Genomic DNA, 14,999 nt, shown 5'->3' with positions numbered 1-14,999 from the left:
AGCGAAGCACCAAGACCAACTGTTCAAAAAGCTTAGTTAAGTCAAGGAAGAGCAATGTTGACCTTAATTGATCAAGTAAGTCTGATGATTCACTCAGAACAGACATGCTTCTGGAACACCTCATTACGGGGATTACGGTGTTTCTCACACACAATCGAAGCAGCAATTCAGGGCTTCTTCTGCGTTGCAACGGAAGCGTATGAGATCAACATAAGCAAAGTTTTACGTATTTCTTGCAAGGGTGGCCGTTGCATGAATTTTTTCACTCTTACAACTAAAGCAAGGGCTAACCCTGCGAAGCCGCTGCGCTTGCTTCTCCGGATTGCCCTTGCTTTTCTTCCCTTCGGTCAGAAAAGAAAAGCACTACCTGTAATGCTGTTCATTCTACTGATACGTTTCTACTGTGCGCGCTATTCTGTTGGCGGTGTGGATTCACCACCAAAGCTTCCCGACATTATTTCGCATATCAAACCACTATCAGAGAATACATGCAAAATCATGATTAGTTCGGATACTAACTCGTGATTAATTGAGATACTACCTTGCGGGTAATATTCTATTTTTATTTATACCAGACAGCTAATCCTTATGTTAATTTAAATGGCATTACACACTCGCATTAAAAACAATTAAAAATAAATTTGAAAAACAAAAATCCATTGATTATTGTTGTTTTACATTATAACCATGGAGATAAAATATGAACCAACAATCTTTAATCGATAATAACCTGAAACTTTTCAAAATGAAATCACCAGCAGAACTCATAAAATTATTAAAGACAGGAATTGACATAAACACGCTAAATTCATCGAACCAGAATGCGCTGTTCGGTTGCAGATACCCTGAGCTTATGGAAGCAATGATTAATGCCGGAATAAATATTAATCATACTGACATGTTTAACAGGAATGCGCTTTTCTATGCAACTTGTCCAGAAACCCTGTGTGTGTTGACTGAGAACGGGATTGATATCAATCATACGGACACGCTGGGCAGGAATGCGCTTTTCTACACCAGTGACGCTGAATCAGTTCAGTTACTGGTAAAAAATGGTATCAGCATAAACCACCCTGAACTTGAAGATAAAAATGCGCTTTTCTTTGCGACCAACGAAAGCTCAGCCAGAGAACTCATCGACAGTGGTATTGATATTAACCACACTGACAGCTATGGAAGAAATGCGCTTTTCTACGTCTGTGAGGCTGACGTTAAGCGTCTGCTGATTAAGAAAGGTATCAATGTTAACCAAAGGGATATATATGGTCATAATTCCATTAACATTACCGACATAGATGCTGACTTACTGGATGTTTATTTCGCTGCGGGCCTTGATCCTGACATACAGGATCGAAATGGGAACAGCTTAATTTTTCACCCTTATAAAAAACCAATTACAGACATTTTAATCAACAATGGCTGCGATATAAACCGTGTTAATAATAATGGAGAAACCGTCTTTGAATACATACAGACCATGTTGTTCAGCAACTATCAACTTGACCAGTGTCTCCGTGTGCTTACACCTTACATTAACCTTATTAAAGCAAGACCATTAATTTTCAATCGCCTTACTTATGGCTGCATTGAGCTAATTAAATTTTTGCAAAGCCAGAATATCGATTACAAAATTAATGACCGTTGCGTTGTTAGATACGCCAACAAAGATATTAAAAATTTTATTACTGAAGCGCAGAAAGTTATTGATCTCAGCAATATCACCCTTTGCTCATGGTATGACACCCCGCTGGTTAGCGTAAAAAACAAGGAGATCATTAAATGGTTCATAAGAAACAAAGTAAATGTAAATATTAATGACATTGAAGATCCGGACATTCTCACTGAAATTCTTGCCTACCTTGCACTAAGGGAACATAAAACGCTTAAAACCGTAATTAAACCGGATATAAAACGCACCGCCTGTAAAAGAAGGCTGTGAGGATTTTATTCTCATATCCAGTTTTGATTCACTCTCGATACTTACAGTAAGAAATTATGTGTACGTCAATAAATATGGGCGCTGTATAGTGTGATATAGCTATCATCGTCTCCCTGATTGACTACGTCATAGTAAAGGTTGTATGAATGACGACCTCGGCACTCTGACAATAATAACTAATACCGCCTTCAACATAGTATAGGAAAACATTCTCACACACTAAATGAACTTAAATCCTAATTTGATAATTAACTAAATGGGGGTTAGATAACCTAAATTCTATTTTCATACACGTAATGATTTGAGCCGATGGCTTAGCCATTGGGAAAATTATAGTTTCGAGAAATGGGCTATTGCACTGAAGAAAAATCCAGGAAGAATTATCGGTTTTGGAGGACTTAGCGTTATCCGTTATGACTGATACACAGATAATTAACTTGGGGTATCGTTTCTCTATAAAGTGATGAGGAAAAGGTCTGGCAACAGAGTTAGCTAAATATGTGGTCAGCGATGGAATTAGTATTTTAAAACTGGCTGAAATTTCTGCGGTAGTAAGACCAAACCATCTGGCATCCGAAAAGCTCCTGACTACAGCAGGTCTCGGTATGTGCGTGATATTCATAATGTGAAAAATGAGCCCGCAAGCATGCTTTTCACTCTGACTCTGGATGAGTGGAACAATACTCTAAGTTTGGATACTACCTCACCCATTAACCACTATAGTTCGTGCGTAACGTCCGCTCTTGACACAAAGCAGGCGTTCGTTACCTTAACGTAACTCTTCTTCATTTAACCCAGTCTTTCAGTACCAGACACGCAAACATATAAGTTGTCCAGGGGTTGCGGATTTATACATATTGATCAGGATGACGCCGGTTGATGACGCTTGAATGTTCGGGCAAGAAAAGCTTTGGCCTGTATAAAAGTCATTACGTCAAATAGTGGCGACCTGAACTAAACCAGGCATTCAGGGTAAGCGGTCAAGGGATAAAATAATATGCAGGTGACTACCGAGGGGAATAAAGGCTCTTTTGGCGCCCGATTTTACAATGATAGTGGTATTGTAAATCGGGCCGCAGGTTTTCAGATTAATGGAAAACAATAGCACCAATAGCAGCCGGCTCCAGATCTGTGCCGTCATTCATTGCCCAGCGGACAAAGCTGCTGCCTTCAAGGAGACTTAAAATTTGAAACGCTTTCTGCCGGGGTGTGCCTGTTGCCGCGAATTCACCAGCCGCAGTACCTTCCTCTATGGTTTTCTCAAGCCACTGCAGTTGCAGGGTAAAGTATTTCCGCGTAAGGCTTTGCATAGTTTCCGGCAGGGCTGCCATTTCAGCTGCCAGTGCTCCGCATAGCGGTAACATACCATCAGCCATTGCAGCCCGAAACAATGCAGCGAAAGCACAGAGCCGACCAAAAGCATTTGGAAAGTCATGATCGATTTTTTCGAAATCCACAGCCGAACGATTGATGTAGGTTTCAACAATTTCCACACCAAGATCTTCTTTTTTTGGGAAATAATGGTGAATACTGGCCTTTCTGATACCGACCATTTTTTCCAGATCAGCGTAACTGAAGGCAGCATAACCTCTGGAACGCAGCATAAACTCTGCAGAATTGATTAATGATTGTCGGGTATCCATAGACATAAAATCGACCTGTGTGAAAAATGACGAAGCAAGGGCAGGCGCTTGCTCCTGTTTCAAATCAGGGCGTCTGCCATCATGCAACTTAGGTTATTGTGCAATGACGAGTTTCGGCTCCATCTTAATGGAACGCGAGAAATTCGCATAGTTTGGTGACGTCTTCAGTACGGCCTGATGAATTTCTTCAATTTCTGCCGGCTGAGCGTCAGCATCAATAAACGCGGTGTACTGGACTGAATCGTATCCGGGGTTAACATTTTCATCAAGCCCAAGGAAACCACGCAGATCCAGTTCGCCTGACGTTTCGATTTTCAGGGAATTAACCTTAATGCCCTTGCTGGCAGCTACCGCCACATACGCTACGGTCAGACAGGCATTCAGCGCAGCCATGAGCAGTTCCTGTGGGTTAGGTGCAGTATCGCTTCCAAGTATTTCTGATGGTTCATCAGCGGCGACATGGAAGGTACGCTCGATGCTGTCACCAAAGAGTTCATATGACTTCATGGTAGAAACTGAACGGGTCTGTCCTGCCCAGCGGGTCTCTACGTTAAACCTGGCTTTTGCTTTTTCCGGGTTTTGGGTCACTTTTTCGGCGAATTGCTGGAATGCAGCAACATCAATACCGTTCATTTTCTCTGTCATCTTGATATTCCTGTTCATTGAGATTTACCGGGCAGCCGGATTACAGAAGGCGCCCGGATTTGAGTCTGTCGGTAACTAACCGAGCCGGAATTACAGCTCGTCGTAGGCGTCCATTACGCGTGCTGAATAGACAAAAGCAGCACCGGCGTTAAGCGCAATCGCAGTCCCTACTGCAGCACCGATTTCATCTTTCGTTGCACCAGCTTTTTTGGCGGCGGCCACGTGTGCGGAAATACAACCGTCACAACGAGTAGTCACTGCCACAGCAATGGCAATCAGTTCGTGAGTTTTGGCATCCAGAACACTGTTTTCGCGCGTAGCGGTTTCAAGACCATGAAACGCGTTAGCAACAGGTTTATTTGTTTTGGCCAGATTACCGACGCTTTTGATCAGCGCGGAGAGACGATTGCCCCATTCTGCAGACATGATGATTTCCTCAGATTAGTAAAAAATTAATTGCCGAGTTTCCGGGCTGCCATTACACCGCCATCCACATCCCAGACTGCCCCGGTTACCCACGAAGCTTTATCTGAAAGCAGGAAAACAATAGTTTCCGCAACATCACGCGGTGTACCGTTCCGCCCCAGCGGATGGAAGTTATTGAAACTGGCCAGCGCACCATCCAGTTGTTCACCCGGAATAAAACGTTCGAAAATTCGGGTTTCAACAATACCAGGGCTTACTGCATTGACACGGATACCGTGCTCAGCCAGCTCTGCTGCGGCGTGGCGTGTCAGAGTATCCAGACCCGTTTTGGCCATGGAGTAAGCTGAAGCGGTGATGGTTTCTACTGCCTGGCGTGCAGCGACTGCAGTAACATTCACAATAGATCCAGCTTTCTTCTGATCTACAAGTGATGCAGCAACATGCTGTGTAATAAAGAAGAATGCCCGGTTCAGATCGAGGAAGTTGTTGTAATCCACGACTGAATGCTCAAGGAAACTTTTTGGATAGTAAATGCCGGCGGAATTGACCAGCATATCAATATCGCTGTGATCCTTTTTCAGGGCAGCGATGAGCTTTGCAACACTTTCCATACTGGATAAGTCAGCAGTCAGAGCGAATGCATTCTCCTCACCCGAAATAGCTACGAGTTCCTGGCGTGCGGCTTCTGCTTTTTCAGCACGGCTACCTACAATGACAGCCTTTCCGCCCTGCTCTAAAACCATCTTTGCTGTTTCAAGACCGATCCCACTGGTGCCACCAATGATCAGGACTTTATGATTCGTAAACTGTGTATCTTGCATAATGCCTCCGGTGAGGTAAGTTTCTGTAGTTGCCTATCAACTAGTAGGTAGTCTGGGCGAGAGTATTTTCTTTGTCAAGTTTACGTTTTATTTTTTTACTGACCGATGTCGGGTTCTGACATCTAAAACATCGTCAAAACCCAACGGATGGTATCGTCAGTGTACATCTGCTTCGTGTTCGGTAATTGATGAAAAAATAGCTGCGTATTGCTCTGCAGTTTTCTGTCCTGTAATACGTTTCATCAGCTGACCATTTCTGAACACCAGAACAGAAGGAAGCCCAAAAACCTCATACCGAGTTGATAAAACAGGTGATTTATCAACATTCACCACACCTGCTTTGACATGTGGCCCCAGTTTTCTTGCGAATTGCAAATATTCCGCTTCACTCTCACGACAGGGTGGACACCACGGTGCAAAGAACCTGATTACGGCCAGTCCCTCACCCCATGCGATATCATGAAAGTTGTCTTCATTGTAGGTGCGTACATTTGTCATCGTTATCTCCGGCGTTGTACGTATCAGTCATTACGGCACGAAAAAACAGATTTTCACTTGCCTACCTAGTAGTAGGTTGATATGGTACGCACACTTTCACTCGCTGACAAGATTGACCCGACATCCATGATTAATGCTGCGGGTGATTTTTGACGGAGTGACCAGAATGGTCGTTGTGGCCAGAAATTTCGTGACTCTTAAGATGAGGAATGCAATGAAGACGTTATTTACCCCTTACAACCTCGGTGGCGTTGAGCTGAAAAATCGCGTGGTTATGGCACCTATGACACGTACTCGCACGTTGAATGACATCGCTGATGACGTAGTTGCCTTGTATTACGCGCAGCGTGCTTCAGCCGGATTGCTGATTACTGAAGGGCTGCCTGTTTCCGAAGAAGGTCGCGGGTATCTCTATACGCCTGGTCTCTATAATGATGCGCATGTTGAGGGATGGCGTAAGGTAACGGATGCTGTCCATGCGAAAGGTGGCCGAATTTTCGCGCAGCTGTGGCATGTGGGGCGTATGTCTCATACCTCACTACAACCTGGTCATATTGCCCCCGTCTCTTCAGGCACCATTCCTGCGACTAATACAACAGTATTTGCCTGGGACGAAAGTGGTAAACCCGGCCCGGTTGCCCCAAGCATTCCGCGTGCACTCGAAACGCATGAAGTGAAGCGCGTTACCCGCGATTTTGTGAAGTCAGCACAACTGGCGGTGGAAGCCGGGTTTGATGGCGTTGAAATCATGGCGGCTAACGGTTTCATCTTTGACCAGTTCCTGAGCAGTGAGCTGAATACCCGTACCGATGAGTATGGTGGTTCGGTAGAAAATCGTCAGCGCTTCCTGCTGGAGACCATTGATGCCGTTTCCGATGCAATTGGCGGCAACAAAGTCGCAGTACGACTCTCTCCGTTCGGTCGCATCTATGATCTTGCCCCCTATGTCGGGGAAGAAGAAACCTGGTCAGAAATGGCGAAGGCTCTTAGCCAGCGCTCCCTGGCCTACGTGCACCTCTATTTCCAGCCGACCTACGTCACCGCACCGCAAGCCGCTGAGAAATTTAAAGCTGATTTCCGTGAATCATTTGGTGGGACGATCATTGCAGCAGGTGGATTCAGCCGTGATATTGCAGAAGAACGCCTGAATAACAACGAAGTTGACCTGGTTGCGTTTGGTGTGCCATTTATCGCCAACCCGGATCTGGTTGAAAGAATGAAAAATAACTGGCCGCTGGCGGAAAGCGATCGCACGACCTATTACGGTGTAAGCGGCTCTCCGGAAAAGGGCTATACCGATTACCCGGTATACAGCGAAAAATAATTAAGTCGGCCCGGATAATATAAATCCGGGCATTTTACTTTACCTGTCATATATCTTCAGAGTACAAAATGAAATCATTAATGCCCCGAATCTCAGTAGATGTCTGGTCTGATTATGTCTGTCCGTGGTGCTGGATCGCTAAAAAACGATTTGAAAAGGGTCTGGAAGAGTTTGAATATTCTAAACAGGTCGATGTACGTCATCACAGCTATCGTATTGCGAGTGACCACCCCCCTATTCCATTCAGATCGGCTTTGTATCAGAAGTTTGGTGGTGAGCATGGCGCAGAGTTAATGATGAACCAGATTGAAAGCACGGGGAAATCAGAGGGATTGATCTATAACTTTGACACTATGCTTTTTGGCGATACACGTGAAGCGCATACCCTTGCAGTTGCTGCGCGTGAGGCAGGGCTCGGAACACAGATGTCAGAAAAGTTGTTCTCTGCGGCCACAACTGAAGGGCGTTCTATTTTTGACAGGGATGTATTGATTGCTCTGGCAATTGAAGCCGGTATGACACAGTCTCAGGCTGAAAGTGCCCTAGAAAACCCTGTATTCAGGGACTCTGTTGATGACGATGAGGCAAAGGCTCGTGCGATAGGTGCAAGTGGCGTACCTCTATTTGTGATCAATAATAAATATGCAATCAGTGGCGCACAGCCAGCCGCGAATTTTTTGAGCGCCTTGAGACAAGTCTGGGAAGAAACCAAAGATGAGTCCATGTTCATGGAGGGGATGGTCTGCGGAATAGATGGTTGTAAATAATGTCTACAGGCATTCGTGGCTAACCTGGCTTCCGTCAGTAATCTTCAGTCTGAAATTATTCCGGAAGTCAGCTTAAATTCGCCAATTAATTTTTTTCACTTTGCCCCTGTTTCCTGGTTATTTTGCGGGCATCTTCAGGCATTCACGACAATTCGATTTCTGAACATAAATTCAATCTATGCTTCCGTTTTCTATGGTTATTTCTTCCAACTCCCTGAATGGCTGTAATAGTACGGAGGGATCACGTGTCCGCCAGACAACTGCAATTTCCAATTCAGGTATCGGTGCTGCTATTTCAACAAATTCTAACCCTTCTGAAGGAATATCCTCTGTTCTGCCAGAGACGAATACTACGCCAAGACCAGCTCGTGCCAGTCCGACACACGTCTGGTTTTCTCCACATGAACGCAGGCGGGGACGAAATCCTGCCTCCTCACAAAGCCGGATAATTTCATCATAAACGGCAGGGAACTGCTCTTTGCAGGGGATAATAAACTCCTCATTTGCAAAAGCAGCCAACGGAAGCGGTTTATTTTTTCCTGCCAGAGCGGCTTGCGGGTGACGGCTGGATACCGCTAATCTGAGTCGCTCTTTATGCAGCGGAATGACTGTCAGCGCCTCATCTTCAACCGGCGTTAATACGAAGCCTACATCAATTTCGGCTGACAGCAGCGCTTCGACCTGAGCATGGGTGGTCATTTCCCTGACGTCCAACTCAATTTCAGGATACTTCTCGCTGAAAAGTCGCAGTAAATCAGGAGTGACCGTCTGCATAGCCAGAGTAGTATATCCCACCGTGAATTTACCGCTTTGTTCAGCCACAACATGACGAACCGTCTGCTGGACAGACTCAACATGTGCGATAAGAGGCCGAACTTCATTAAGCAGAACAGTTCCTGCGGGTGTCAATGAAACGCGGCGGGTGGTTCTGTCAAAAAGCCTAGTGCCAATCTCATGTTCGAGTTGGGCGATAACACGTGTCACTACGGGCTGTGATATGTTGAGCCGTTCAGAGGCGCGATTAAAACTGAGGGTCTCTGCGACTTGCAAAAAATAACGTAATGCTTTGATATCCATCTAACAACCTCAATAATAACATCAAAAAACACCGCCATAGCAGATAAACCATACCATCAATTAATGCAGAAATAGAATTAATATTGATTCTTTATTGCGAATTAACTCTTCCTATCTGGCAACCTACAATGCAGTCATTCAAGAGCATTGAGAGAGGTATCCTATGTCAGTCAAGAGTGTTAATAAAGAGACGTTTTCACAGGAAGTACTGAACAACAACCTTCCTGTTTTGGTGGATTTCTGGGCGCCATGGTGTCCACCCTGTGTCTCAGTCGCACCAACCATCGAACAACTTTCAGGTGAGCATGAAACCCGGCTGAAAGTTGTGAAGGTCAATATCGATGAAAATGCCGAACTGGCCAGTATCTTTGGTATTCGCTCGATACCCTCCTTCAAAGTATTTAATAAAGGGGAGATCGTTCTGGAATTTGGTGGTGCTTTGCCCAAAAAACAGATAGAAGAAAAATTGAATGATTACTTAACTACTGAAAAATAGTTATCGTTAAAAGCAATGAGGAAGATAAGCAATTGTTTATTTCCATAGACGATAGCGTTATTAAACCATCTCATTAAACTGAAGCACATAAATGAAATTACCATGGGTTATTTTTAACCCGTCACATTTGTATCTTAACTTAGCAAAGTGTTATTAAATAACTGAGGAAATATCATGAAAGCCATTAATAAAGTTTTTATCATCACTGCTCTTTCACTGGTTTCGTTAACAAGCTTTGCACAGTCTGTCACCGCAACAGGCAGTACGCTCGATGAAGCCCATGCAAAGATCGCAGCAAAAGCAAAACAAGCCGGAGCAGAATATTCCATCACTGAAGCATACAGCGGCAACAGAGTGCATATGACTGCAAAATTAACACACTGAACGGGTTTGTGGCAGGCAGTAGGTTTAAGTACTTAATACAAGGCCCTGCAGCGTACAGTTGAATGGCAAAAAGGGAAGTCCTGTTGGTATTTCCTTAAAGGATTTGTTCCTTAACATAGACTGTATCGCTGTTAAAAGCATGCGAAAACAACCCATACATAATGATCAGGGAAGTACGTATTTCTGAGACGAGCCCAACCCGTTCTGAATTCATCATTATAGATGCCGCTGACGGAACGTGCGTCACGTGATCAGGTGGGTAGCGGCGGTGTTTGATGTGCAGGTAATACAAGAAATCGAAACAGAGCATGGAGAGGATATCTCTTCACTACCGTTGGAATAGTACAGGATCTATTTTGTGTCATCACATTCTGTGGTCACGATGATCCGTTTTCTTGGCCAGTCTCAGGACACTGCAACGCATGATCCCTGGAGATAAACAGTCAAAATCATGTTTTTTAATGTTTGACTTAAAACCAATGACTTAGTTGGGATAATATTTCTTATATTAAATCTACTGTTAAAGAATAAAGTATTGCTGTCGAGGGCGATTCACATACTTCCTCTCTAAGCCCATACTTGCCTTTATTTAATGCAATAGAAAAAGGCCATCAATAGATAGCCTTTTGAGTCAATTATTTCAATTTTAATTAGGGAAGGTGCGAATAAGCAGGTCATTTCTTCCCAAGCTGACTCGCTGATTAAAATTTCGCGGATCTGGGCCGATTTTTTTCCCGCAAACACATCGAATCAGCCTATTTAGGCTATTTTTTCCACCATTTCTGGCGTTATTTCCGGTTTTTACTGAGATCTCTCCCACTAACGTATCATTTGGTCCACCCGAAACAGGTTGGCCAGGGTGAATAACATCGCCAGTTGGTTATCGTTTTTCAGCAGCCCCTTGTATCTGGCTTTCACGAAGCCGAACTGCCGCTTGATGATGCGAAACGGGTGCTCCACCCTGGCACGGATGCTGGCTTTCATGTATTCGATGTTGATGGCCGTTTTGTTCTTGCGCGGATGCTGCTTCAAGGTTTTTACCTTGCCGGGACGCTCGGCGATCAGCCAGTCCACATCCACCTCGGCCAGCTCCTCGCGCTGTGGCGCTCCTTGGTAGCCGGCATCGGCTGAGACAAATTGCTCCTCTCCATGAAGCAGATTACCCAGCTGATTGAGGTCATGCTCGTTGGCCGCGGTGGTGACTAGGCTGTGGGTCAGGCCACTCTTGGCATCGACACCAATGTGGGCCTTCATGCCAAAGTGCCACTGATTGCCTTTCTTGGTCTGATGCATCTCCGGATCGCGTTGCTGCTCTTTGTTCTTGGTAGAGCTGGGTGCCTCAATGATGGTGGCATCCACCAAAGTGCCTTGGGTCATCATGACGCCTGCTTCGGCCAGCCAGCGATTGATGGTCTTGAACAATTGACGGGCCAGTTGATGCTGCTCGAGCAGGTGGCGGAAATTCATGATGGTGGTGCGATCCGGCAGGGCGCTATCCAGGGATAATCGGGCAAACAGGCGCATGGAGGCGATTTCGTACAGGGCATCTTCCATGGCACCGTCGCTCAGGTTGTACCAATGCTGCATGCAGTGAATACGCAGCATGGTCTCCAGCGGATAGGGCCGTCGGCCATTGCCCGCCTTGGGATAAAACGGCTCGATGACAGCGGTCATATTCTGCCATGGCAGAATCTGCTCCATGCGGGAGAGGAAAATCTCTTTTCGGGTCTGACGGCGCTTAGTGCTGAATTCACTATCGGCGAAGGTGAGTTGATGGCTCATGATGTCCCTCTGGGATGCGCTCCGGATGAATATGATGATCTCATATCAGGAACTTGTTCGCACCTTCCCTATCAGATCCTGTATCCACATACCTGCCACCCTGACGATATTCAGGCCTGCGAGGATGCTCAACGTGTTTCCCTGTTCTTCAGCGACGTACAGGCTCGCGGTGCTTATCCCGCCTGGACAGAAAGAATGTTTGCTACAAAAGGTGTGGTGTTACAAAAAGAACGCGGCGACGATGAAATATTGCGTCAATACCCTGTCGATTTCGTATCCTTCAGTTATTACATGTCAAGCACCGTGAGTGCTCATCCCGAAAAATTGGAAGGTGTCAAAGGGAATCTGATCACCGGAGGGATTCGCAATCCTTATCTGCCTGAAAGTGATTGGGGATGGCAGATTGACCCGAAAGGTCTGAGACTGGCGCTGAACCAGTTATATGACCGCTATCAGAAGCCCCTTTTTGTAGCAGAAAACGGTCTGGGTGCCGTAGATGTTCCTGGCAGTGATGGTATCATTCAGGATGACTACCGTATCGATTACCTGCGACTGCATATTGAACAAATGCAGGAAGCCATTGCTGACGGTGTCGATCTATTTGGTTATACGTGGTGGGGGCCAATTGATATGGTCAGCGCAAGTACATCACAAATGTCCAAGCGCTATGGTTTTATTCATGTTGATCAGGATGATATGGGCAATGGAACGCTTAAACGTACTCGTAAGAAAAGTTTTAGCTGGTATAAGAAAGTGATCGCCTCGAACGGTAATGATTTGAGTTAAAACTTATTTCAGGGACAGTCATCGACTGTTCCTGAATACACATAGTTCGCATTAAAAGTATTGCTTAAAATATTCGCAGGACCGGAGCATAACGTCCCTTATTGTTATCTACATCAAAGTTTCTTACTAATTAAGTGGTTCAAACGAAGTCACAATGAGGATATACACTGTATCCAGTGCTTTAACGGGTGCCTCCGTACCCGCAAACAGAACGCGCAACTTTGTACATACCAGAATGATAGCCTCAATATCTTCATCCTGATACATTCGCTTCATAACAACATTAAACGTATCACGCGTCTGTGGCCTTATAATACCTCTATTGAGTTCATCTTGGATTTTATTTGCGATACAATCAATCTCATCCACATAGCAATTGAATAGAAAACTCGGATGCAGTTACACATCTGAAATAAAAATTCATTTCGCTCAGAAAATTGAGCGGCAGCACCTTATCATCGAAACAAAAAGCAATCCAATTGATCTTGATAATGAAGAAGATGCTAAAATCACTTCTGGCAATGATTATTTTATTGCTCATCTAAAGACCAGGGAGTTAACCCTACGAAATATACACACCCTGAAAATATAAAAACGTTTTGAACAGCCTTCAAAATGGGGAAAAGACGAAAGATTTCTTCCCATTAAAACCTTTATTTCAAACCTGATAGCCACCAACCGTTTTTACCATACAAAACAATCATCGATAGCGAATCAAGCCCCCTAATAAATAATGCACTAAATAACCCCCATCACCTTACAATCACAAAACAACAATCGATAATGTATTTAGTTTATAAATAGCACTTTTTGCTAAACGCGTGTATTCTTCATCAAAAACATCCAGTTAAATTATTTTTATATTAAGGAAAACGTTTTCTTTTTTTCATTATTAAAAAATAAATTTGATTTGTATTTATTTAATAATATATATTCATTTCACCAAAATAATAAAGGAGAATAAAAAATGAAAAAACAAAATTACCCAACACTGACAAACTATCTTGCCAAAACTAAAAAGAATGCAGATCTCTATAGATTATATAACCCACAATTTTCTGTATTCGGAAAACCAGTAAGTGAGGAGCAGGATTTTTACTTTTGTTACTTCTCCAGACATATGATTACTGAGAGAAATATCTTAACCCTCTTTTCAATTCATACATTTCTCTCTTACAACGTAAGCAAAAAAGAGACAATTAAATCATTTGTACATTTTCTCAAAAAATCAAACCATGACACCTTCAACAATGCATTCCAGTTTCGCGGGTGCAATATCATTTATCAAAATAAGAAGAGGGAATTTATGGAGATCTCATGGTTTTCTTTCTCACGGATCTATGACGATATCGTAAAAATCAAAGAGTATAGTGCTAACAATGAAATTTATAACAAATTCGTAGCTTAAAAAAGGAGAGCGCCATGACCAATCAAATTATAAATATATTAATCCAAAGTGAGACAAGAGAGGAAGTTATGAATTGCATAAATTCAGGAATAAATATTAATGCTTTTGATTATTGTGGTAGAAATGCCCTTTTCTATTGCGACCAATTAGACGCCGCCAAAGCACTGATTGAAGCAGGCATAGAACTAAACCATATAGACAATTATGGCAATAACGCACTGTTTTGTAACACTAACCCAACCGTTCTGGAATTATTAATCCATTCAGGCATTCATATTCAGCACAAGAATAATCAAGGCCAATCTTGCCTCCACCAACAACGCTATAATATAAAATGTGCAGAAATTCTTATTAATGCAGGTGCTGATATCCACAGTATTGATAATGAAGGCCAGACTGTACTCTACAACCTCTATTCCACAGATAGTTTTGACTACTGGATAAAAAAAGGCTGCAATATTAATCATACTGACCATAATGGTAAATCAGTACTCGATTTGTCTATGGACAATGGAAACTGGCATTACCGATCCAACGTCAGTGCTCTTATCCGGCATATAGAAAAAATTGATAGCACACCTGTTTTAATCAGGCATATCAACTATCACTCTTTAGATCTTATTAAATTACTTAAACATAATGGTGTTAATTTCCTGCTTGCAGAGCATTGTACAGTTGAACTATATGTTAAAGACATGAAATCAATCTTTAACAAACTCAAACAACATATCGAAATCAAGCACACTCAGTTTTATAATTGTCGCAATGAGCATATTGGTATCTACACCGGCATAGAGAGAGTGAAATGGTTTATTCGAAATGGTATCAGAATGGACGACGATATACTCAGACAGCGTTCCGACTCCGATAAGATTTTTTCTTATATCGCAGGAAGAGAGAAAAAAGACCTGTTAAAAGAAATGAAGCCAGAACTCCCCCGTGCACCTGTGCGAAAAAGACTCTAAAGCGCTGAAGTAAACAACCCTTTTCTTAGTCTGAAAGG

The 14,999-nt window shown here is 43.5% G+C and carries 15 protein-coding genes and 1 pseudogene; 9 read left to right on the top strand and 7 right to left on the bottom strand.

Annotated features, from left to right (window positions below; genetic code table 11):
* Positions 1–54 precede the first annotated feature (54 nt).
* Positions 55–525 (top strand): hypothetical protein, encoded by a 471-nt coding sequence (locus OGX95_RS12785; RefSeq protein WP_193148700.1) that lies wholly within the window; start codon positions 55–57, stop codon positions 523–525.
* Positions 526–700: 175 nt separating this feature from the next.
* Positions 701–1,939, top strand: a complete 1,239-nt coding sequence (locus OGX95_RS12780; protein WP_193148701.1) for an ankyrin repeat domain-containing protein — start codon at positions 701–703, stop codon at positions 1,937–1,939.
* 1,088 nt (positions 1,940–3,027) lie between these two features.
* Here OGX95_RS12780 and OGX95_RS12775 read toward each other — a convergent pair.
* From OGX95_RS12775 to OGX95_RS12755, 5 genes are all read right to left on the bottom strand, one after another.
* Positions 3,028–3,588 carry a TetR/AcrR family transcriptional regulator gene (locus tag OGX95_RS12775; protein WP_003863468.1) on the bottom strand — a complete coding sequence of 187 codons (561 nt, stop codon included), beginning with the start codon at positions 3,586–3,588 and terminating at the stop codon, positions 3,028–3,030.
* An 87-nt stretch (positions 3,589–3,675) separates the two neighbouring features.
* Entirely contained in the window at positions 3,676–4,227 is a 552-nt protein-coding gene (locus OGX95_RS12770) for an OsmC family protein (protein ID WP_003863469.1), read from the bottom strand.
* A 90-nt stretch (positions 4,228–4,317) separates the two neighbouring features.
* Positions 4,318–4,653: a carboxymuconolactone decarboxylase family protein gene (locus tag OGX95_RS12765; protein WP_003863470.1), complete on the bottom strand. Its 336-nt coding sequence runs from the start codon at positions 4,651–4,653 to the stop codon at positions 4,318–4,320.
* A 26-nt stretch (positions 4,654–4,679) separates the two neighbouring features.
* The gene (locus OGX95_RS12760; RefSeq protein WP_032445063.1) at positions 4,680–5,474 is read right to left on the bottom strand and encodes an SDR family NAD(P)-dependent oxidoreductase; all 795 of its coding nucleotides are present in this window, start codon (positions 5,472–5,474) and stop codon (positions 4,680–4,682) included.
* Between the two features lie 156 nt (positions 5,475–5,630).
* Positions 5,631–5,972: a thioredoxin family protein gene (locus OGX95_RS12755; RefSeq protein WP_199996638.1), complete on the bottom strand. Its 342-nt coding sequence runs from the start codon at positions 5,970–5,972 to the stop codon at positions 5,631–5,633.
* Between the two features lie 214 nt (positions 5,973–6,186).
* Here OGX95_RS12755 and OGX95_RS12750 point away from each other — a divergent pair, with 214 nt between their 5' ends.
* Positions 6,187–7,296: an alkene reductase gene (locus OGX95_RS12750; protein ID WP_193148703.1), complete on the top strand. Its 1,110-nt coding sequence runs from the start codon at positions 6,187–6,189 to the stop codon at positions 7,294–7,296.
* A 68-nt stretch (positions 7,297–7,364) separates the two neighbouring features.
* Positions 7,365–8,063: a DsbA family oxidoreductase gene (locus tag OGX95_RS12745; protein WP_065810842.1), complete on the top strand. Its 699-nt coding sequence runs from the start codon at positions 7,365–7,367 to the stop codon at positions 8,061–8,063.
* A gap of 171 nt (positions 8,064–8,234) precedes the next feature.
* On the opposite strand, the gene OGX95_RS12740 is transcribed toward OGX95_RS12745, so the two are convergent.
* Positions 8,235–9,140, bottom strand: coding sequence for a LysR family transcriptional regulator (locus tag OGX95_RS12740; RefSeq protein WP_193148704.1), 906 nt, complete (start codon positions 9,138–9,140; stop codon positions 8,235–8,237).
* A gap of 163 nt (positions 9,141–9,303) precedes the next feature.
* On the opposite strand from OGX95_RS12740, the gene trxA reads away from it, so the two are divergent.
* Both trxA and OGX95_RS12730 read left to right on the top strand, forming a co-directional pair.
* Positions 9,304–9,636, top strand: a complete 333-nt coding sequence (gene trxA / locus OGX95_RS12735; RefSeq protein WP_220419233.1) for a thioredoxin — start codon at positions 9,304–9,306, stop codon at positions 9,634–9,636.
* Positions 9,637–9,810: 174 nt separating this feature from the next.
* The gene (locus OGX95_RS12730; protein ID WP_065810839.1) at positions 9,811–10,020 is read left to right on the top strand and encodes a YdgH/BhsA/McbA-like domain containing protein; all 210 of its coding nucleotides are present in this window, start codon (positions 9,811–9,813) and stop codon (positions 10,018–10,020) included.
* An 819-nt stretch (positions 10,021–10,839) separates the two neighbouring features.
* On the opposite strand, the gene OGX95_RS12725 is transcribed toward OGX95_RS12730, so the two are convergent.
* Entirely contained in the window at positions 10,840–11,802 is a 963-nt protein-coding gene (locus OGX95_RS12725) for an IS5-like element ISKpn26 family transposase (protein ID WP_052984087.1), read from the bottom strand.
* 63 nt (positions 11,803–11,865) lie between these two features.
* Between OGX95_RS12725 and OGX95_RS12720 the strand changes: the two are divergent.
* From OGX95_RS12720 to OGX95_RS12710, 3 genes and pseudogenes are all read left to right on the top strand, one after another.
* A pseudogene (locus OGX95_RS12720) lies at positions 11,866–12,588 on the top strand (family 1 glycosylhydrolase); the annotation flags it as partial.
* Positions 12,589–13,555: 967 nt separating this feature from the next.
* Positions 13,556–13,996, top strand: coding sequence for a hypothetical protein (locus OGX95_RS12715; protein ID WP_064351985.1), 441 nt, complete (start codon positions 13,556–13,558; stop codon positions 13,994–13,996).
* A gap of 14 nt (positions 13,997–14,010) precedes the next feature.
* The gene (locus OGX95_RS12710) at positions 14,011–14,961 is read left to right on the top strand and encodes an ankyrin repeat domain-containing protein (RefSeq protein WP_065810834.1); all 951 of its coding nucleotides are present in this window, start codon (positions 14,011–14,013) and stop codon (positions 14,959–14,961) included.
* The last annotated feature ends 38 nt before the right edge of the window (positions 14,962–14,999 follow it).

This window comes from Citrobacter sp. Cu233, assembly GCF_030332225.1.
GTDB lineage: Bacteria > Pseudomonadota > Gammaproteobacteria > Enterobacterales > Enterobacteriaceae > Citrobacter.
Note: the sequence above shows the minus strand (reverse complement) of the source record. Positions and strands in the feature narration are given on the sequence as shown.